The sequence below is a fragment of the Mesorhizobium sp. C277A genome (assembly GCF_040324395.1).
Classification (GTDB): Bacteria; Pseudomonadota; Alphaproteobacteria; order Rhizobiales; family Rhizobiaceae; genus Mesorhizobium.
Map to the genome: position 1 here is coordinate 5,959,197 of NZ_JAMYVW010000002.1, position 18,813 is coordinate 5,978,009.

The following is an 18,813-nucleotide window of genomic DNA, read 5'->3' on the forward strand; positions in this document are numbered from 1 at the left end:
TGGTGCGCACGGGCCGACGCCGGAGGGACGGCGGCAGCGCGGTCCGTCATGACAAGGAGGGTCGAATGCTGAAAGAATTCCAGGAATTCATTTCCAAAGGAAATGTGATGGACCTTGCGGTCGGCGTCATCATCGGCGCGGCCTTCAGCAAGATCGTCGATTCTCTTGTCAACGACATCATCATGCCTTTCATCGGCGCACTTGGTGGCGTCGACTTTTCCAACTACTTCATAGGCCTCTCATCAACAGTGCATTCGACCAATCTTGCCGACGCGCGTAAGGAAGGCGCGGTGTTCGCCTACGGCAATTTTATCACCGTGGCGCTGAATTTCGTCATCCTGGCTTTCATCATCTTCCTGATGGTCAAGGCCGTGAACAACATGCGCAAGCGGCTCGAGCGGGAGAAGCCGGCCGCACCTGCGGCTCCGCCACCGGCCGACGTCGCTTTGCTCACCGAAATTCGCGATCTCCTCGCCAGGAAATAGATAAGGCCAGATTTCTGGACCAAAACCCCGGTCGTTCGCGGCCGGGGTTTTCTGTTGCCGCATCTGCTAAGAGCATCCGCCAATGCATGTCGCCCACAAGTGCGCAGCGGTTCTGGATAATGACATGCATCAAAGCAGACATCAAAACGGACCTGTTCATGACCCTGATCGATAGCTTGCGCGCCGAAGCGGTGGCCGCCCCCGAAAGCGGCATTGTCGCCGTCGTCAATTACGGCCGTTCGCGCGAGGGCATGATCCCGCTCTGGGCCGGTGAAGGCGATTTGCCGACGCCTGCCTTCATTTCGGAAGCCGCCGCCAAGGGGCTCGCCAATGGCGAGACATTCTATACCTGGCAGAAAGGCATTCCGGAGTTGAGGCAAGCGCTTTCTCGCTACTATGCCAGGCATTTCGGCAAGAGCTTCGCCGAAGAGGAATTCATCGCCACCGGTTCCGGCATGCATGCCATTCAGTTGGCATTAGCCGCGGTCGCCGGCAGCGGCGACGAGGTGGTCTATCTCTCCCCGGCCTGGCCGAATTTCGCCGCCGCCGCCGGTATTTCCGGCGCTACCCCGGTTGCGGTCACGCTCGACCAGTCGGGCAATGGCTGGTCCTGCGATGTCGACAAGATTGCGGCTGCGGTGACGCCGCGCACCAAGGCGCTGTTCGTCAACACGCCATCGAACCCCACCGGCTGGACGGCCGATAAGGAAACGCTGCAGGCGATCCTGAATCTCGCCCGCCAAAAGGGCCTGTGGATCATCGCCGACGAGATCTATTCGCTGTTCCACTACGGCCACGGCCGTGCGCCGTCCTTCCTCGACATTTCGACCGCGGAAGACCGCATCCTGTTCGTCAACTCCTTTTCCAAGAACTGGGCGATGACCGGCTGGCGCGTCGGCTGGATCAAGACCCATCCCGAGCTGCAGCAGGTGTTCGAGAACCTGATCCAGTATTCGACCTCAGGCGTCGCCCAGTTCATGCAGCGCGGCGCCGTCGCGGCGCTGGACCACGGTGATGCCTTCATCGTCGAGCAGGTGGAGCGCGCCAGGAAAGCGCGCGACCTGGTCTGCGATATTCTCGGCGCAACCGGCAAAGCGCGCTTCACCGTGCCGCAAGGCGCGTTCTATTTGTTTTTCACGGTCGACGGCATCACCGATCCGCACCGGGCTGCTTTCGACATCGTCGACAAGGCCAATGTCGGCCTGGCGCCGGGCACCGCCTTCGGCCCTGGCGGAGAGGCGTTTTTGCGCCTGTGCTTCCACCGCCGCCTCGACCAGCTCGAGGAAGCGGCACATCGCTTGGCGGGATGGATGAGGACGGTTTGAGATAAATGGGCGGCGGCTTCAGCCGCCCGACTTCGGCACCAGCAGCGGCACAATCCGGTCGCTCTTGGCGACAGTGGGCCGTCCGGCGGAGCCATAGGGAATGCCGAGCGCATCCCATGTCTCGACCAGCGCGTCCTGCAGTCCCGCAATCAGCGCATCGGTATGGAACGGCGTCGGCGTGATGCGCAGCCGCTCGGTGCCGCGCGGCACGGTCGGATAGTTGATCGGCTGGATGTAGATGCCGTGCACGCCGAGCAGACGGTCGCTGGCCATCTTGCAGAGTTCGGGGTCACCGACCAGCACCGGCACGATATGGGTCGGCGATTCCATCACCGGCAGGCCAGCTGCAGACAGAACCTCCTTGGTCCGCGACGCCTGGCGCTGTTGCGCATCGCGCTCGGCCTGCGAGCGCTTGAGGTGGCGGATGGACCTGGTGGCGGCGGCGGCGATGGCCGGCGGCAGCGCCGTGGTGAAGATGAAGCCCGGCGCATAGGAGCGCACCGCGTCGATGACGGCGCTGTTGCCGGCGATATAGCCGCCCAGCGTGCCGAACGCCTTGGCCAGCGTGCCTTCGATGATGTCGATGCGGTCGGCCAGCCCCTCGCGCTCGGTGATGCCGCCGCCGCGCGGTCCGTACATGCCGACGGCATGGACCTCGTCAATATAGGTCATGGCGTTGTAGCGTTCGGCGAGCTCGACGATCTGCTTGATCGGCGCGATGTCGCCATCCATCGAATAGACGCTCTCGAACACGATCAGCTTGGCGCGTTCGCGGCCCGCCACCTGCAGCAGGCTTTCGAGATGCGCGACGTCGTTGTGGCGGAAAATCTTCTTTTCGGCGCCCGAGCGCCGTACGCCTTCGATCATCGAGGCATGGTTCAACTCGTCCGAAATGATCAGGCAATTGGGCAAAAGCCGCGCAATGGTCGAGATCGAAGCCTCGTTGGAGACGAAGCCGGAGGTGAAGACCAGCGCCGCTTCCTTGTCGTGCAGGTCGGCCAGTTCCAGCTCGAGCTCGACGAGCGGGTTCGAGGTGCCGGAAATGTTGCGGGTGCCGCCGGCGCCCGAACCCATCTTGCCGGCTGCATTCTGGAACGCGGCAATGACATCGGGGTTCTGGCCCATGCCGAGATAGTCGTTGGAGCACCAGACGGTGATTTCCTCGGCGCGGCCGTTTGAACGCCAGATGGCGCGCGGAAACTTGCCGACAATGCGCTCGAGATCGGCGAAAACCCGGTAGCGCCGCTCGGCGTGGAGCTGGTCGATCGCTTCCTCGAAGAACCGCTGATAGTTCATGTCGCCTTCCCAGTTTTGCGCGGGATCATAATCGTTGGGCCATTCGTCGTCCACCGGGCCGTTTTGGTCAAAATGCCACGCCCCAAGCCTGTTCCTAACGATGCCAGATCGTGGCCTATTCCCTTGATGTGGATCAATTTTGTTTCCGTACGATGCCACAGGCCGGTGAGACTGTTACGGATTTAACATTCAGGCGTTTCTAATGGCCTTGCCGCAGGCTTTCCAGTAAGGCGGTGATTGAGACAGTTTCCGATAAATCATGAGTAAAAGAGGACGCGGATGACAGTTTTGGTAACGGGCGGCGCCGGCTATATCGGCAGCCACATGGTCTGGGAACTGCTGGATGCCGGCGAGAGCGTCGTCGTTCTCGACCGCCTTTCCACGGGCTTCGAATGGGCGGTAGCGCCGGAAGCCAAGCTTGTCGTCGGCGATGTCGCCGATAGGGAATTGGTCGGCCAGATCATCCGGGATAACAAGGTCGACGCGATCATCCACTTCGCCGGTTCCATCGTGGTGCCGGAATCGGTTGCCGATCCGCTCGCCTATTACGAGAACAACACCTCCAAGACCCGCACGCTGATCGAAACCGCCGTGCGCGAGGGCGTGCCGCATTTCATCTTCTCCTCGACCGCCGCCGTCTATGGCGGCGCCGGCCTGGAGCCGGTGCGTGAGGATGCCCGCCTGGCGCCGGAATCGCCCTACGGCCTGTCCAAGCTGATGAGCGAATGGATGCTGCGCGATGCAGCGCTTGCGCATCCCTTGCGCTACACGGCGCTGCGCTACTTCAACGTCGCCGGCGCCGATCCCAGGGGCCGGACGGGGCAGTCGACGCCTGGCGCCACGCATCTGATCAAGGTCGCCTGCGAGACCGCGCTCGGCAAACGCCCCTTCATGCAGGTGTTCGGCACCGATTATCCGACGCCGGACGGCACCTGCATGCGCGATTATATCCATGTCAGCGACCTGGCTGCGGCCCACCGGCTGGCGCTGCAGCGCCTGCGCGCCGGCGGCGGCAGCCTCGTCGCCAATTGCGGCTACAGCCACGGCTATTCGGTGCTCGAGGTCATCGACAGCGTGCGGCGCGCCTTCGGCCGGGATTTCGAGGTCAAGATGGGCGACCGGCGCCCCGGCGACGCCGCCGCCGTGGTTGCCAATTCGGACCTTGCACGCGCCGAACTCGGCTGGACCCCGCAACGCGACGACCTCGACCAGATCGTCGCCGATGCACTCGCCTGGGAGCGTATCCTCACCGGCAAGAACTCCGCGCGGGGCTGAGCCGGGCACTTCCGAGGGCTCGCAAGGCGCGCGGCGAAGCGCTATTGAAGCAATGGCGGTGCGGCGTGGAGGCGCTGTGCCGCGAAGAGGGGGTGGCATGAAGATAACGGTGCTTGGAGCCGGCGTTGTCGGTACCGCGGCCGCCTATTATCTGGCCGCCGACGGCCATGAGGTCACCGTGATCGAGCGCCATCCGGCGCCGGCGCGCGGCACCAGCCAGTCCAATGCCGGTCTGGTGTCGCCGGGCGACGCCACCGCCTGGGCCTCGCCGGCGGCGCTGAAGACCTTCCTGCGCGCTCTCTGGAACCATGATCTCGGCATCAAGGTCAGGCTGCGCTTCGACCCCTATTTCCTCGCCTGGAGCCTGCGCTTCCTGCGCCAGTGCACGGTGGAGCGCCTGCGCGCCAACAGCCAGGTCAAACTGCGCCTGGCGCTCTATTCGCGCGACTGCATCAACGCGCTCTCCGACGCCACCGGCATCCACTATGACGAGCGCAAGAAGGGCATTCTTTATTTCTTCCGCTCGCAGCACAGTCTCGACACCGGCACCGACAACTACCAGTTTCTGGCAAAGCATGGCCTGCCGATCGAGATCGTCGGCCGCGACCGGCTGGTCGAACTTGAGCCCGGGCTCGCCGGAGTGAAGGTAAAGATCGCCGGCGGCGTTTATTCGCCAATCGACCAGACCGGGGATTCCAGGATATTCGTCGATGGGCTGGCCGCCTATGCCGCCGAAAAGCTCGGCGTCAGATTCCTGTTCGACACCACGGTCGAGGGGCTCGACATAGAGGGCGACTGGGTGCGTGCGGTCATGACGTCGGCCGGCCCGGTGACGGGCGACGCCGTCGTCATCGCCATGGGCCCCGAGAGCGGCCTGATCGGCCGCCGCTACGGTATCGACCTGCCCGTCTATCCGGTTAAAGGCTATAGCGCGACCATCCCGCTGGAGGACGAGAGCAAGGGACCGACCATGGGCGGCGCCGACGAGGACCGGCTGGTTGGTTACTCCAGGCTCGGAAACCGCCTGCGCATGTCCTCGACAGCCGAGTTCACCGGCTTCGACCGCAGCTTCAAGCCCAGCGACTTCAAGTCTATGCTGAGCACCGGCAAAGACCTTTTCCCTGGCGCTTTCGACGAGAAGAAGGCGCTGTTGTGGGCAGGTCTGCGGCCGATGATGCCCAACTCGGTGCCGGTCATCGGCAAGGCGAAATACAAGAACCTTTACCTCGACACCGGCCACGGCCATGTCGGCTGGACCATGGCCTGCGGCTCGGGCAAGTTCCTGGCCGACCTCGTCGCCGGCCGCAAGCCGGAGATCGACCCGCAAGGGCTGGTCTACGGGAACTGAGGGAGCTCTAGTCGTCGTGTTGGCATCGAGTCCATTCGCCGTGCACCCATTCGGCAAGCCATCCGCGCTCAAGCTGGCCAATCTGTGCCAAGTTTTCCTGCCTGGAGGTCAAATGGCCGAGACCGATAACTTCGAAATCTCCACAGTCCGCGGGATGATCATGTTCGCCGCAGGTCAGTTGCCACTCACCATCGAAATGATGAACGACCAGCGTCACCGGCCTCTCCGATCGAAAGACGTGCCCACATACAATTGCTCTGGTTTCCAACATTGAGGCCGTCACTGCGCAAAGTTTGACAAATATCGTACGACGATCTGGAAGATGCATCTGGCTGACAGATTCTACAAACCCTGAGTGACGAAATGTCGGGACCGCAAGTCGCTATCGACCTTGGCCGCATCGAGCGCAACGCCCGCACCATCGTCGAGCGCTGCGCGCTGTCCGGCATCAAGGTGTTCGGAGTTACGAAGGGCACATGCGGCATGCCGCAAGTGGCGCGGGCCATGCTGCGCGGCGGTGTTGCCGGCATCGCGGAATCGCGCTTCGAAAACATCCGCCGGCTGCGCGACAGCGGCATCAATGCGCCGGTCATGCTGCTGCGCAGCCCGCCCATGGCGCGCGTAGAGGAGGTCGTGCGCACCGTCGACATCAGCCTGCAGTCGGAACTGACCACCATCCGCGAGATATCGCGCATTGCCGAGCGCATGGGCCGCGTCCACGATATCATGCTGATGATCGATCTCGGCGATCTCCGCGAAGGCATCTGGCCAAGCGACCTGATCCCCACCGTCGAGCAGATCCTACAATTCAAGGGCGTGCGCATCGCCGGCATCGGCACCAATCTCGGCTGCTTCGGCGCCATAATGCCGACGCCGGAGAACCTTGGCCAACTCGTCGCCCATGCCTACAAAACCGAGCGCCTGTCCGGCAAAAGCCTCGACTTCATTTCCGGCGGCGCCTCGTCATCGCTGACGCTGCTGCTCGAAGGCAAGCTGCCGCCCGGCATCAACAATCTGCGCGTGGGCGAGGCGATCCTGCAAGGCGGTGTCGAAACCTTTCGCGACGTGCCGTGGCCCGAACTCGAACCCGATGCCTGCCGGCTGACCAGCGACATCATCGAGGTCAAACTCAAGCCTTCGCGGCCGATCGGCACATCCGGCTACGACGCCTTCGGCAACCAGCCGGTCTTCGCCGACGAGGGCGACCGGCTGCGCGCCATCGCCAATATAGGCCGCGAGGACGTGCTGGTCGAAGGGCTGACGCCGATCGCCAAGGGGGTGAGGGTGCTCGGCGCTTCCAGCGACCATCTGCTGCTCGATGTGCAGGATGCCGATCCGCGGCCTACCGTCGGCGACCGTGTCGCCTTCCGCATGAATTATGGCGCCATGCTTCTGGCGATGACCTCGGAATATGTCGAGAAGGCGCCGATGCACGACGTCGCGGATTTCTCCGGCCGCAAGATGGTGTCGATTTCGGCCGAACCGGAAGCCGGCGGGATTATCGCCCGCGAGGGAACCGGCGCGCGGCTGGAGGCAATGAATTTCGACGTGGTCGAACTCGCCGACGTCGAGCGGCCGCCCTCGGGCCTCGTCCGTCTCGCCGCCGGCGCAGATCGCCGTATCGCCCACAAGGCGCTGACCGCAACGGCGCGCGCCACGCATTCCTTCGGCCTGATCTGGATCGATTCCCTCGCCGCCCTGATGCCCGAGGACGAGGAGGCCGAAGACATGCCTGAAGTCTCGGTGCTGGCCCGCGCGCTCGGTCTCGATCACAAGCCCGGCGCGCTGCAGCCGCAGCTGTCGCCGGAAAATGTCGTCATCGTCGGCCTGCGCCATGCCGATCCGGCGGAGGCAAGGGTGCTCAAGGATTCGCGTGTCTCGGCCTTCACCATGACCGACATCGACGCCATGGGCATGCGCGACCTCATGCACGAGGCGATCCGCATCGCCACCTCGGGCACGCAAGGCTTCCATCTCAGCTATTCGCCGACGGCGACCGAATTCGCCGGCTGGGCTGCGGGCTCGGGCGGGCTGACGGTGCGCGAGACGCATCAGGCAATGGAGGCGATCTCGCTGTCCGGCGGTCTGCTGTCGATGGATGTTTCCGGGCTGACCGCCGGTCTGGAGCCGCGGATCGGCGCCGACGCCATCAACTTCGTCATGTCGGCCTTTGGCAAGCGGATTTTGTGATCAGCCTTGCGCGTCGACTGCCGCGCGCCACGCGGTGACATAGGCCGCCCAGACCGGGTCGGTCTGCGGCTCAATTCTTTCGCCCTTGCCGTGCGTCACTGGCTGATCGGATGCGAGCAGTGCCGCGCCGATGCTGGTGCCGGTGGCCGCCTCGGAGGCGATGACGATGCGCGCGGTCGCTGCCGCCAGCATGCCGACAAAGAGCCGGTTGCGAGCAAACGGTCCTTCCACGGTGGTCGGGCCGTCGGCGCCGATCAGCTCGAGGCAGGTCGCCGTCATCAGTGCTAGATAGAAGGAAATGGCGGCGAACCGCTCGCCTTTGCTGATGCCCTCGGCACCAAGCCATGCCGCGGCATGGTGCGGGAACGGTCCTGATCCCTGCTGGGTAGAAGGCAAAAGCAGCATCTTTTTTGTCAGAACGGCCAGCACCTCGCTGCCGCTGCAGTCCTGCGGCTTGTCCTTGGTCAGCTGGGAAAACTCACGGCCACCCATGAAACGCGCCGAGGGCACGGGGTCGCCCAGCGCGCTGACATTGACCAGCGTGTCGCGCGCAGCATCGAGCGCAATCTCTCTGCCGCCGACCGCCATCGATACCACCCAGGTGCCGGTCGAGACGACCGAGAAGGGCGGCTCGTCGGACAGAAGATGCGGCAATAGGGAGGCGTTGGAATCGTGCAGTCCGCAGAAAACCGGGGTCTGCGGATCGAGCCCGGTGCGCGCGGCAAGCGCCGGCAGGATCGGGCCGAGCTGGTCCCTGGCCGGCCGCACCGGCGCCATCAGCCTGCGCCAATCCAGCCTGTCGACCATCGAGGAAAAGTCCGCCTCCCAAGGGCTCCACAGATCGGTGTGGCAGCCGAGCGAGGTCACCTCGTTGGCGGCAACGCCGGTCAGGCGCAGCGCCCAGTATTGCGGATACATCAGCATCGCGGCGGCCCTGGCGAATTCGGTGGGAAAACGCTTCTCAAGCCAGAAGAATTGCGCACCGAGATTGAGGCCGAGCGGCAGGCGCGGCGTCCCAGTCTCAATGAAGGGCGGACGGATCGCACTATACTCTGTAGCCAGCCTGTCGGGGCCGTCGAACTCATAGTCGAGGACAGGCAGCACCAGTTCGCCCGCTGCGTCGACCAGCACGCCGGTCGCACCATGCGTGGTGATCGAAATCGCTTCGATACGCTGTTCGCGGTTGAGGCTGGCAAGGCTGTTGAGGATGAACCTCCACAGCGACTCGACATCGTGATGCGGGTAGGGCGCTTGCCGCAGCGGCGCGTTCGCCATGCGGCGCAACCCCACTTCGCTCAGCGTGACGAGATCGACCAGCGCCACCTTGGCGTTGGTCTTGCCGATGTCGATGACGGCGATGTGGCGCAGCGCACTCATGCCATATGGAACATTGTTTCCAGGGGGATGGCCACCGGTTGGTTGTCCGGCCTGGTCTCCATGATGTCGGCCATGTGCGCCCACCAGCGCTGCATCACCGGGTGCTTCGGCAGGTCGGCCATGCCATGGTCGTCGCGCCGCCACAGCACGCCGAACAGGATGTTGGTGTCTTCATCGAGATGGATCGAATAATCGGCGACGCCGGCCTCTCTCAGCAGCGCCACCAGCGACGGCCAGATCTCATCGTGGCGCTTTTTGTACTCGGCTTTCATGCCGGGTTTGAGCTGCATCTTGAAGGCGTATTTCTCAGGCATCAGCTGTTACCACGCAGCTGTCGCCAGACGATCGGCAGCGCGATGACGACGATCAAGAGCAGGCCGATGAAGATCGACATGACGATGCCGGGCACGTTCAGCAGGCCGAGGCCGAAGGTCACCAGCCCCATGATAAAGGCGGCGAGCACGACGCCAACAATGCTGCCGGAGCCACCCAGAATGCTGACGCCGCCCAGCACCACCATCGTGATGACCTCAAGCTCGTAACCCTGCGCGATGGACGGTCGCGTCGAGCCGAGCCGCGAGGTGATCAGCACCGAGGCGATGCCGGCCATCAGCCCTGTCAGGCAAAACAGGATGAATTTGATGCGGCCGACGCGAACGCCGGAAAACTGTGCCGCGACCGGATTGTTGCCGATGGCAAAGACACGGCGGCCGAAGCTGGTGCGATGCAGCAGGAACCAGTAGGCGACGGCCGCGATGAGGAAGAGCACCAGTTCGAACGACACCACCCACCAGACGTAACCCTGGCCGAAGAAGGCGAAGCTCTCGGGATAGCCTTTGTAGGCCTGGTCACCGAGGATGATGAAGGCAATGCCGCGAAACAGGCTCATCGTGCCGATGGTAACGACGATGGACGGCAGGCCGAGCCTCGTCACCAACAGGCCGTTGAAGGCGCCGCAACCGAGCCCGACGACGATGCCGATAGCCACCAGCACCGGCGTGTCGGCGCCGGCCTGTACCGCCATGCCCATCATGGTCGAGGCGAGCGCGATGATGGCGGCGACCGACAGGTCGATCTCGCCCGAAATGATCAGCAGCGCCATGGCGAAGGCGATCAGGCCTTTCTCGGTGAAATTGAAGGTCAGGTCCGACAGCGAATAGGCATCGAGGAAATAGGGCGATGCGAAGCTGTTGATGGCGAAGATGGCGACCGCCACGAAGACCAGCAGCGCTTCCCAGGAAAAGATCGCTGAAGAGAGCGGCTTGTCGAGCCGGTCGGGAATGTGGCGCGGGGCGGGGGTGTCGGTCATGCCGCCTCCGCCTTCCTCAGAATGATCCGCCCCTGCTGGCGTTCGCCGCGCGCGTTGAGCACGACGGCCAGGATGATGGCGCTGCCTGAAATCGCCATCTGCCAGAAGGGCGAGATGTTGATCACCGGCAGTGCGTTGGAGATGATGCCGAGGAACAGCGCCCCTAACACCGCGCCCCCGACCGAGCCGATGCCGCCGGCAATCGAAATGCCGCCGATGACGCAGGCGGCGATGATATTGAGTTCATAGCCATTGGCGACCTCGACCGAGGCGATGACATAACGAGAAATCCAGAGATAACCGGCGAGCCCGCCGATCATGCCGGAAATGCAGAAGACGATGAATTTGGTTCGGCCGACATCGATGCCGGCATAGACCGACGCCGTCGGGTTGACGCCGATGGCATAGATCGAACGGCCAAGCGCGGTTCGCGTCATCACCACGAAGAACAGCGCGATGACCAGTATGGCGATCCAGGACAGAACCGGAATGCCCAGGAAAGCTGCGCGCTGGAAGCCGATGAAGTCCGGGCTCATCTTGTCGGCATTGACCCAGGCGCCGCCGGAGAGGACGAAGGTGGCGCCGCGATAGATGGTGAGCGTGCCCAATGTCACCACGATCGAAGGGATGTTCAGCCGCCACACCAGCAGGCCGTTGATGGCGCCGAGCACCAGTCCGACGGCCAGCGCAATGACGATCAGCAGCGGGATCGGGATCGCCGGATGTGCGGCGTTCAGCATCGCCACCACCATGCCGGTGAAGCACAGGTTGGAGGCCATCGACAGGTCGATCGAGCGGGTCAGGATGACGACCATCTGTCCCAGCGCCAGGATCATCAGGATCGAGGTGTCGTTGAACACCTGGGCGAGATTGCCGGGGTCGGCAAAGGCCGGGAAGCGCGTCGAGATCAGAGCAATCAAAACGACGATCGCCGCTGCCAGCCAGATCTCGCGGAATTTCAGGAGAGCCTTCATGCCGCGATCCCCGCTGCCGTCCGGACCAGCGTTTCGGCGTCCAGCCCCTTACTATCGTAGACCGCCGCAACCAGCCCTTCGCGCATGACGACGACGCGGTCGGACATGCCCAGAATCTCCGGCAGTTCCGACGACACCATGATCACCGACAGGCCCTGCGCGACGAGCTCCGCCATGAAGCCGTGCACGGCGGCCTTGGAGCCGATGTCGATGCCCTTGGTCGGCTCGTCCAGGATGATCACCTTGGGCGCTGTCGCCAGCCATTTGGCGATGACGATCTTCTGCTGGTTGCCGCCCGACAGCGTGCCGACATCCTGGCTCAGCGACGAGGCGCGCAGGTCTAGCCGCTCGGTGTAGGAGCGGGCGAGCGCGAATTCGTCCGACAATCGCAGCAGGCCGGATTTGGAGGTGCGCTTGAGCGAGGGAAGCGAGACGTTTTGGAAGATCGGCAGGCCGATCACCACGCCCTGCTTGCCGCGTTCCTCCGGCACGTAGACGATGCCGGCTTCGATGGAATCCGCCGCCGATTTCGGCGTGATCGTCTTGCCTTCCAGCGTGATCGTTCCACCCGATATGCGGGTGATGCCCGATATCGCCTGCATCACCTCTGACCGCCCGGCGCCGACAAGGCCGTAGAAACCGAGGATCTCGCCCTTGTGCAGTTCGAAGCCGATGTCGTTGAATTCGGTCGGGTGCGAAAGGCCAGCGACCGACAGCACAGGCGCGCCGATCTCGGCCTTGCGTTGCGGAAAGATGTGATCGACCGAGCGGCCGACCATCATGCGCACGATCTGGCTCTGGCCGGTATCCTTGATAAGGCCCTCGCCAACCATCTCGCCGTCGCGGAACACGGTGTAGCGATCGGCGATCCGATAGATCTCGTCGAACTTGTGGCTGATGAACAGGATCGCCTTGCCTTCCTCCTTGAGGAATTCGATCAGCAGGAAAAGCTCCTCGATCTCCTTCATCGAAAGGGCTGCGGTCGGCTCATCCATGATGACGATCTGCGCATCGATCGACATCGCGCGAGCAACCGCTACCAGATGCTTGTTGGCGATGCCGAGGTCTTTCAGCCGCGCATCGGCGTCGATATGGCCGGCATGCATGGTGTCGAGCACTTCGCGCGCGTGTTTTCGCATGGTGCGCCAGTCGATGGTGCCTAGCCGCGTGCGCGGCGCATGGCCGAGAAAAATGTTTTCGGCGACGCTCAGATCGTCGAACAGCACGGTTTCCTGATGAATGGCAGTGACGCCGTGGCCGAAGGCGGCATGCGCGCTGGGCAGGGTGACGGCCTGGCCGTCAATGCTGATCGTGCCGGCGTCCGGCTGGTAGATGCCGGTCATGATCTTGACCAGCGTCGACTTGCCGGCGCCGTTTTCACCGATCAGCGCCGTAACCTGGCCGGGGTAAAGCGACAGGCTGACATTGTGCAGCGCGCGCACGCCGGGAAAGCTTTTGGAGACGCCGGACAGCGTCAGGCGCGGGGCAGGACCCGTGGGCTCCTCCTTCGCAATGCCGTGCTGGGCTGTCGTGTCCATATCCGTATCAAGCCCTGAAACAAGGTCCGTTTAAAGTCGCGGCGGGATTTTGGTCCCGCCGCGCTTGGTCCGAGACGTCCGAGATCAATAGATCTTGGAGAACTTTTCGATGTTGGACTTGTCGAACTGGAAGGGCGGAGCCATCGCAGCCGAGTTGCTGTCATCGAGCGTGACCTTGCCGACGCGGCCGATCGACAGCGTTGCGCCCGGCTTTGCCTCTTCCTTCTTCACCGCCAGATCATGAGCGAGGTAGACGGCGGAGTAGCCGAGGTCGATCGGATTCCAGAGGGCAACCGCCTGGCTGGAACCGTTGTCGATGAACTTCTTGAATTCCGACGGCAGCGCGAGACCGGTGACATTGACCTTGCCGATCAGGTTCGCGTCGGTGACGACCTGGGCAGCGGCAACGACGCCGACGGTGGTCGGCGCGATGATCGCCTTGAGGTTCGGATAGGATTTCAGCAGGCCCTTGGCTTCGTCGGTGCTCTTGGCCGAATCGTCATCGCCGTAGACGGTGGCGACGAGTTTGATCTTGGGGAATTTATCCGGCAGGATTTTCTTGGCCGCGTCGATCCAGGCGTTCTGGTTAGTCGCGGTGGACGAAGCCGACAGAATGGCGACTTCGCCGCCTTCCGGCAGATAGTCGGCGGCAAGCTTGATGATGGTCTCGCCGATCAGGCCGGTGTCGGACGGGTTGAGGTGCAGCTGGCGGCCTTCCTTGGCGACGCCCGAATCCCACGAGATGACGGTGATGCCGCGCTCCATCGCCTTCTTCAGCACCGGCACCAGCGCGTCGGCGTCATTGGCCGAAATCGCAATGGCGTTGACCTTCTGCGCGATCAGCGAATTGACCACTTCGATCTGCGCTTCGGCGGTCGCCTTGGTCGGGCCGGTGTAGATGATGTCGACATCGCCGAGTTCCTTGGCCGCCTCTTCGGCGCCCTTGTTGGCGGCGTCGAAGAAGCCGTTGCCGAGCGACTTCACCACCAGCGCGATCTTGACGTTCTCGGCATAGGCGGCATTCACGAACATGGCGGCCGAGAACGCGGCCGTCACCATCAATTTCTTCAGAAAGCTCATCGTATTTCCTCCCTTGAGCGTTGCATTCCATCGTCGCTGCGGTTGGCCTCAGGCCTGCAGCGAGGATTCTTCCTTTGCCGACTTGCGGGCGACGATCATCGTCACACCCGCGGCCTCCAGCATGTTGGCTTCGCGATCCTCGATGCCGTCATCGGTGATGACGGTGGCGATGCGCTTCAGCCCGCACAGGATCAGGCTCGAGCGCTGGCGGAATTTCGATGAGTCGACCAGCACCACCAGTTCGTCGGCCTGGTCGATCAGTTTCTGCTCCGCCTGGATCAGCAGCGGGTCGCCTTCCATCAGGCCAAGCGGCCCCAGCCCTTGAGCGCCCATGAACATGCGGCGCGCGTAGAAATTACGCGTCACGTCATTGTCGAAGGGCGAGAGGATGATGTTCTGCTCGCGGTAGATGGTGCCGCCCGACAGCATGACGGTGTTCTTCGAATGCTTGAGCAGGTGCTCGGCGATGGGGAACGAATTGGTGAAGATCGGCATGCGGCGTCCGGTCAGGAAATGCACCATCTGGAAGGTGGTGGTGCCGCCATTGATGATGATCGGCTCGCCGTCCTTGCACAGCTCCACCGCTTCGCGCGCAATCGCGCGCTTCTGCGAAGCATTAAGCGTTTCGTTGACGGAAAAGGGCCGGCCGGCGAGGCCGATGAACTGCGGTGGCGAGATCGCCTCGGCGCCGCCGCGCACGCGGCGCAGGCGCTTTTGCACATGAAGAGCCGCGATATCGCGCCGGATCGTCGCCTCGGAGGAGTCCGTCAGGTCGACCATCTCCTGCACCGTCACCACAGGCTTTTCCTGGACGGCGGACAGAATGATCCTGTGGCGCTCTTTTTCGTGCATGGTTCCTCCCTGCATGGTCATGAGGCACTAGAAAACCACCAGTGTCAATCATTTTCGCTCATATAATTTCATTGTGCAGTGCAATATGATCGATCTTGATCGTTTATGATTGACAACCGAGATGCTTGCGTAGACATTTCCGGCAAAATGGACCGCGCCTTTTGCGTCCCAGGGAGGATAATCATGCTCGACAAGCGCTCCGGCTCGCGCCTTGCCAACCTTTGGGACGATGCGAAAGCCAAGGGGCTGAGCGAGCCTGAGCTTCTGGTCTATCGCTCCAACACGCTCGGCTCCGACAAGCGTGTCACCAATTATGGCGGCGGCAACACCTCGTCCAAGATCCGGCAGAAGGACCCGCTCTCCGGCGCCGAAGTCGAAGTGCTATGGGTCAAGGGCTCGGGCGGCGACAGCGCCTCGATCAAGCTGGACGGTTTCGCCACGCTCTACATGGACAAACTGCAGGCGCTGAAAGGCCTCTATCGTGGCGTCGCGCATGAGGACGAGATGGTGGGCTATCTTCCCCACTGCACCTTCAATCTCAACCCGCGCGCGGCCTCGATCGACACGCCGCTGCACGCCTATGTGCCGAAGCCGTTCGTCGATCACATGCATCCCGATGCCATTATCGCGATTGCCGCGGCCAAGGATTCCAAGGCGCTGACCAAGGAAATCTTCGGCGACGCCATCGGCTGGCTGCTATGGAAGCGGCCGGGCTTCGAACTTGGCCTGTGGCTTGAGAAATTCTGCGTCGAACACCCCGAGGCCAAGGGCGTCATCCTCGAAAGCCACGGCTTGTTCACCTGGGGCGACACACCCAAGGAGTGCTACGAAACGACCATTTCGGTCATCAACCAGGCGATCGAATGGTTCGAGCGCCGCTCCGAGGGTCTCGCCATCTTCGGCGGCGAAGTCGTCAAATCGCTAGACGCCGCTGAGCGCCGCGCCATCGCGGCGAGACTGATGCCGAGGATCCGCGGCCTGATTTCGGAGAAGAGCCACAAGCTCGGCCATTTCGACGATTCCGCCGCCGTGCTCGAATTCGTCAACTCCAGGGATTTGCGCCCGCTGGCGGCACTCGGTACCTCATGCCCGGATCATTTCCTGCGCACAAAAATCCGCCCGCTGGTTATCGAGTTCGACCCAGCGAAGCCCGACGTCGAAGCCGTAATTGCGCGCCTCGCCGACGATATCGCTGAGTACCGTGTCGGCTACCAGGCCTATTACGACAGCTGCAAGCATCCGGACTCGCCCCCGATCCGCGATCCCAACGCCGTGGTCTACCTGATGCCCGGCGTCGGCATGTTCACCTTCGCCGGCGACAAGGCCACCGCCCGCATCTCTGGCGAATTCTACGTCAACGCCATCAATGTCATGCGCGGCGCCTCGACCGTTTCGTCCTATGTCGGCCTGCCGGCGCAGGAGGCCTTCGACATCGAATACTGGCTGCTCGAGGATTTGAAGCTGCAGCGCATGCCGAAGCCGAAGTCGCTCGCCGGCCAAATCGCGCTGGTCACCGGCGGCGCCGGCGGCATCGGCCGCGCCACCGCCAGCCGGCTGCTGCGCGAAGGCGCCTGCGTCGTGCTGGCCGATATCGACGAGACCGCACTTGCCAACGCCAACGACGAACTGGCGAAAGCCTATGGCAAGGACTTCGTCCGGCCGGTGCTGATCAACGTCACCGCGGAGGAGCAGGTGATTTCCGGCTTCGCCCAGACAGCCGTCGAGTTCGGCGGCATTGATATTCTCGTCTCCAACGCAGGCCTCGCCTCCTCGGCGCCGATCGAGGAGACAACGCTGGCGCTGTGGAACAAGAACATGGACATATTGTCGACCGGCTATTTCCTGGTCTCGCGCGAAGCCTTCCGGCTGTTTCGCGCCCAGAAGATCGGCGGCAATGTCGTCTTCGTCGCCTCCAAGAACGGCCTTGCCGCGTCACCCAACGCCGCCGCCTATTGCACCGCCAAGGCCGCCGAAATCCATCTCGCCCGCTGCCTCGCGCTGGAAGGCGCGGAAGCCCAGATCCGGGTCAATGTCGTGAATCCGGACGCCGTGCTGCGCGGTTCGAAGATCTGGACCGGCGAGTGGAAGGAACAGCGCGCCGCCGCCTACAAGATGTCGACCGACGATCTGGAAGAACACTACCGCTCGCGCTCGATGCTGAAGCGCTCGGTGTTTCCGGAAGACATTGCCGAAGCGATTTATTTCCTGGCGTCCGACATGTCGGCCAAATCCACCGGCAACATCATCAACGTCGACGCCGGCAACGCGCAGAGCTTTACGCGCTGAGTTAAGGGCGGAGCGCTTCTCTTCTCCCCGTCACTATAAGGGGAGAAGGTGGCCCGAAGGGCCGCATGAGGGGCAGCGCTGACTGAACGCATTGGGAGGAATAGCACTTGTCCGAAACCATCATCGCCGCCGATCTCGTCTCCAGCCACAACGCCCAGCGCAAACCCGACCTCGAGCGCGACTACGCCTCTCTCGGGGAACGCCTCGACCGTCGCGGCATCGCCATCGACGCCATCCGCGGCAAGGTCGAGAAATTCGCCGTCGCCATTCCGTCCTGGGGCGTCGGCACCGGCGGCACACGCTTTGCCCGCTTTCCCGGCGCCGGCGAGCCGCGCGACATTTTCGACAAGATCGAGGACTGCGCAGTCATCAGCCAACTGACGCAGGCGACACCGACCGTCTCGTTGCACATCCCGTGGGACAAGGCCGATCCGAACCGGCTGAAGCAGGCCGCCTCGCGCTTCGGCCTCGGCTTCGACGCCATGAACTCCAACACCTTTTCGGATGCCAGGGATCAGACGCTCTCCTACAAATTCGGCTCGCTTTCGCATGCCGATGCCGGCACGCGCCGCCAGGCCGTCGAGCACAATCTCGAATGCATCGAGATCGGCAAGACGCTGGGGTCCAGGGCGCTGACAGTGTGGATCGGCGACGGCTCGAATTTCCCCGGCCAGGTCAATTTCGCCAAAGCCTTCGAGCGCTATCTCGACGCCATGAAGGAGATCTATGCCGGACTGCCCGCCGACTGGAAACTGTTCACCGAACACAAGATGTACGAGCCGGCTTTCTACTCCACGGTCGTGCAGGACTGGGGCACCAATTACATGATCGCCAAGGAGCTGGGCGACAAGGCCTACTGCCTGGTCGACCTCGGCCACCATGCGCCCAACGTCAACATCGAGATGATCGTGTCGCGGCTGATCCAGTTCAAGAAACTCGGCGGCTTCCACTTCAACGATTCCAAATATGGCGACGACGACCTCGATGCCGGCTCGATCGATCCCTACCGGCTGTTCCTGGTCTTCAACGAACTGGTCGATGCCGAGCTGTCCGGCGCCGAGGGTTTCGATCCCGCCCACATGCTCGACCAGAGCCACAACGTCACCGACCCGATCGAAAGCCTGATGCTGTCGGCAGTCGAGGTGCAGCGCGCCTATGCGCAGGCGCTGCTGGTCGACCGCAAGGCGCTCGAAGGTTTTCAGGACGGCAATGATGCGCTGATGGCGACGCAGACGCTGAAAGCTGCCTACCGCACCGATGTCGAGCCGATCCTGGCCATGGCGCGGCTGAACACAGGCGGCGCCATCGATCCAGTCGCCGCATATCGCGCGGCGGGCTACCGGGCGAAGGTCGCGGCGGAACGGCCGGCGGTTGTGGCCGGTTCAGGCGGGATTGTTTGAGATTGGCTAATCTCCACCACAGGGGGGAGATCAGCTTGCCTCCGCCAGCAGGCGAACACCAATGTTCGCTCACATTGA

At 63.0% G+C, this 18,813-nt stretch carries 16 protein-coding genes; 7 read left to right on the forward strand and 9 right to left on the reverse strand.

Going from position 1 to position 18,813, the window contains the following annotated elements; translation table 11 throughout:
* Window positions 1–65: 65 nt before the first annotated feature.
* Window positions 66–485: a large conductance mechanosensitive channel protein MscL gene (mscL, locus tag NKK52_RS29260; protein WP_023681933.1), complete on the forward strand. Its 420-nt coding sequence runs from the start codon at window positions 66–68 to the stop codon at window positions 483–485.
* A gap of 158 nt (window positions 486–643) precedes the next feature.
* Window positions 644–1,810 (forward strand): pyridoxal phosphate-dependent aminotransferase, encoded by a 1,167-nt coding sequence (locus NKK52_RS29265; protein WP_023681932.1) that lies wholly within the window; start codon window positions 644–646, stop codon window positions 1,808–1,810.
* An 18-nt stretch (window positions 1,811–1,828) separates the two neighbouring features.
* Here the strand turns inward: NKK52_RS29265 and hemA are convergent, their stop codons facing one another.
* Window positions 1,829–3,106, reverse strand: coding sequence for a 5-aminolevulinate synthase (hemA, locus tag NKK52_RS29270; RefSeq protein ID WP_023681931.1), 1,278 nt, complete (start codon window positions 3,104–3,106; stop codon window positions 1,829–1,831).
* Between the two features lie 279 nt (window positions 3,107–3,385).
* On the opposite strand from hemA, the gene galE reads away from it, so the two are divergent.
* Together galE and NKK52_RS29280 are read left to right on the forward strand one after the other, a co-directional pair.
* On the forward strand, window positions 3,386–4,381 hold the full coding sequence (galE, locus tag NKK52_RS29275) for a UDP-glucose 4-epimerase GalE (protein ID WP_023669652.1): 996 nt from the start codon (window positions 3,386–3,388) through the stop codon (window positions 4,379–4,381).
* A 97-nt stretch (window positions 4,382–4,478) separates the two neighbouring features.
* On the forward strand, window positions 4,479–5,729 hold the full coding sequence (locus tag NKK52_RS29280) for a D-amino acid dehydrogenase (RefSeq protein WP_023681930.1): 1,251 nt from the start codon (window positions 4,479–4,481) through the stop codon (window positions 5,727–5,729).
* A gap of 7 nt (window positions 5,730–5,736) precedes the next feature.
* Here the strand turns inward: NKK52_RS29280 and NKK52_RS29285 are convergent, their stop codons facing one another.
* Window positions 5,737–5,946: a hypothetical protein gene (locus NKK52_RS29285; protein WP_031203497.1), complete on the reverse strand. Its 210-nt coding sequence runs from the start codon at window positions 5,944–5,946 to the stop codon at window positions 5,737–5,739.
* A 146-nt stretch (window positions 5,947–6,092) separates the two neighbouring features.
* On the opposite strand from NKK52_RS29285, the gene NKK52_RS29290 reads away from it, so the two are divergent.
* Window positions 6,093–7,919 (forward strand): alanine racemase, encoded by a 1,827-nt coding sequence (locus NKK52_RS29290; protein ID WP_023681929.1) that lies wholly within the window; start codon window positions 6,093–6,095, stop codon window positions 7,917–7,919.
* On the opposite strand, the gene NKK52_RS29295 is transcribed toward NKK52_RS29290, so the two are convergent.
* From NKK52_RS29295 to NKK52_RS29325, 7 genes are all read right to left on the reverse strand, one after another.
* Window positions 7,920–9,296: an FGGY-family carbohydrate kinase gene (locus NKK52_RS29295; protein ID WP_023681928.1), complete on the reverse strand. Its 1,377-nt coding sequence runs from the start codon at window positions 9,294–9,296 to the stop codon at window positions 7,920–7,922.
* Window positions 9,293–9,610 carry an L-rhamnose mutarotase gene (gene rhaM, locus NKK52_RS29300; RefSeq protein ID WP_023681927.1) on the reverse strand — a complete coding sequence of 106 codons (318 nt, stop codon included), beginning with the start codon at window positions 9,608–9,610 and terminating at the stop codon, window positions 9,293–9,295. The genes NKK52_RS29295 and rhaM overlap by 4 nt, the downstream gene beginning before the upstream one ends.
* Window positions 9,610–10,605, reverse strand: coding sequence for an ABC transporter permease (locus NKK52_RS29305; protein ID WP_023681926.1), 996 nt, complete (start codon window positions 10,603–10,605; stop codon window positions 9,610–9,612). Before NKK52_RS29305 ends, rhaM begins: the two co-directional genes overlap by 1 nt.
* A complete protein-coding gene (locus NKK52_RS29310) occupies window positions 10,602–11,579 on the reverse strand; it encodes an ABC transporter permease (RefSeq protein WP_023681925.1) in 978 nt (325 codons plus the stop codon). Before NKK52_RS29310 ends, NKK52_RS29305 begins: the two co-directional genes overlap by 4 nt.
* Window positions 11,576–13,117, reverse strand: a complete 1,542-nt coding sequence (locus NKK52_RS29315; protein WP_023681924.1) for a sugar ABC transporter ATP-binding protein — start codon at window positions 13,115–13,117, stop codon at window positions 11,576–11,578. Before NKK52_RS29315 ends, NKK52_RS29310 begins: the two co-directional genes overlap by 4 nt.
* 84 nt (window positions 13,118–13,201) lie before the next feature.
* On the reverse strand, window positions 13,202–14,197 hold the full coding sequence (gene rhaS / locus NKK52_RS29320; RefSeq protein WP_023681923.1) for a rhamnose ABC transporter substrate-binding protein: 996 nt from the start codon (window positions 14,195–14,197) through the stop codon (window positions 13,202–13,204).
* Window positions 14,198–14,245: 48 nt separating this feature from the next.
* Entirely contained in the window at window positions 14,246–15,049 is an 804-nt protein-coding gene (locus NKK52_RS29325; RefSeq protein ID WP_023681922.1) for a DeoR/GlpR family DNA-binding transcription regulator, read from the reverse strand.
* Window positions 15,050–15,232: 183 nt separating this feature from the next.
* On the opposite strand from NKK52_RS29325, the gene NKK52_RS29330 reads away from it, so the two are divergent.
* Complete coding sequence (locus tag NKK52_RS29330; protein WP_023681921.1) at window positions 15,233–17,335, forward strand: bifunctional rhamnulose-1-phosphate aldolase/short-chain dehydrogenase; 2,103 nt, start codon at window positions 15,233–15,235, stop codon at window positions 17,333–17,335.
* 107 nt (window positions 17,336–17,442) lie between these two features.
* Window positions 17,443–18,735, forward strand: coding sequence for an L-rhamnose catabolism isomerase (gene rhaI, locus NKK52_RS29335; protein ID WP_023681920.1), 1,293 nt, complete (start codon window positions 17,443–17,445; stop codon window positions 18,733–18,735).
* Window positions 18,736–18,813: the final 78 nt, after the last annotated feature.

Coding starts and splice junctions, on each gene's coding strand:
- mscL (WP_023681933.1), top strand. CDS start 66: ATGCTGAAAGAATTCCAGGAATTCATTTCCAAAGGAAATGTGATGGAC.
- NKK52_RS29265 (WP_023681932.1), top strand. CDS start 644: ATGACCCTGATCGATAGCTTGCGCGCCGAAGCGGTGGCCGCCCCCGAA.
- hemA (WP_023681931.1), bottom strand. CDS start 3,106: ATGAACTATCAGCGGTTCTTCGAGGAAGCGATCGACCAGCTCCACGCC.
- galE (WP_023669652.1), top strand. CDS start 3,386: ATGACAGTTTTGGTAACGGGCGGCGCCGGCTATATCGGCAGCCACATG.
- NKK52_RS29280 (WP_023681930.1), top strand. CDS start 4,479: ATGAAGATAACGGTGCTTGGAGCCGGCGTTGTCGGTACCGCGGCCGCC.
- NKK52_RS29290 (WP_023681929.1), top strand. CDS start 6,093: ATGTCGGGACCGCAAGTCGCTATCGACCTTGGCCGCATCGAGCGCAAC.
- NKK52_RS29295 (WP_023681928.1), bottom strand. CDS start 9,296: ATGAGTGCGCTGCGCCACATCGCCGTCATCGACATCGGCAAGACCAAC.
- rhaM (WP_023681927.1), bottom strand. CDS start 9,610: ATGCCTGAGAAATACGCCTTCAAGATGCAGCTCAAACCCGGCATGAAA.
- NKK52_RS29305 (WP_023681926.1), bottom strand. CDS start 10,605: ATGACCGACACCCCCGCCCCGCGCCACATTCCCGACCGGCTCGACAAG.
- NKK52_RS29310 (WP_023681925.1), bottom strand. CDS start 11,579: ATGAAGGCTCTCCTGAAATTCCGCGAGATCTGGCTGGCAGCGGCGATC.
- NKK52_RS29315 (WP_023681924.1), bottom strand. CDS start 13,117: ATGGACACGACAGCCCAGCACGGCATTGCGAAGGAGGAGCCCACGGGT.
- rhaS (WP_023681923.1), bottom strand. CDS start 14,197: ATGAGCTTTCTGAAGAAATTGATGGTGACGGCCGCGTTCTCGGCCGCC.
- NKK52_RS29325 (WP_023681922.1), bottom strand. CDS start 15,049: ATGCACGAAAAAGAGCGCCACAGGATCATTCTGTCCGCCGTCCAGGAA.
- NKK52_RS29330 (WP_023681921.1), top strand. CDS start 15,233: ATGCTCGACAAGCGCTCCGGCTCGCGCCTTGCCAACCTTTGGGACGAT.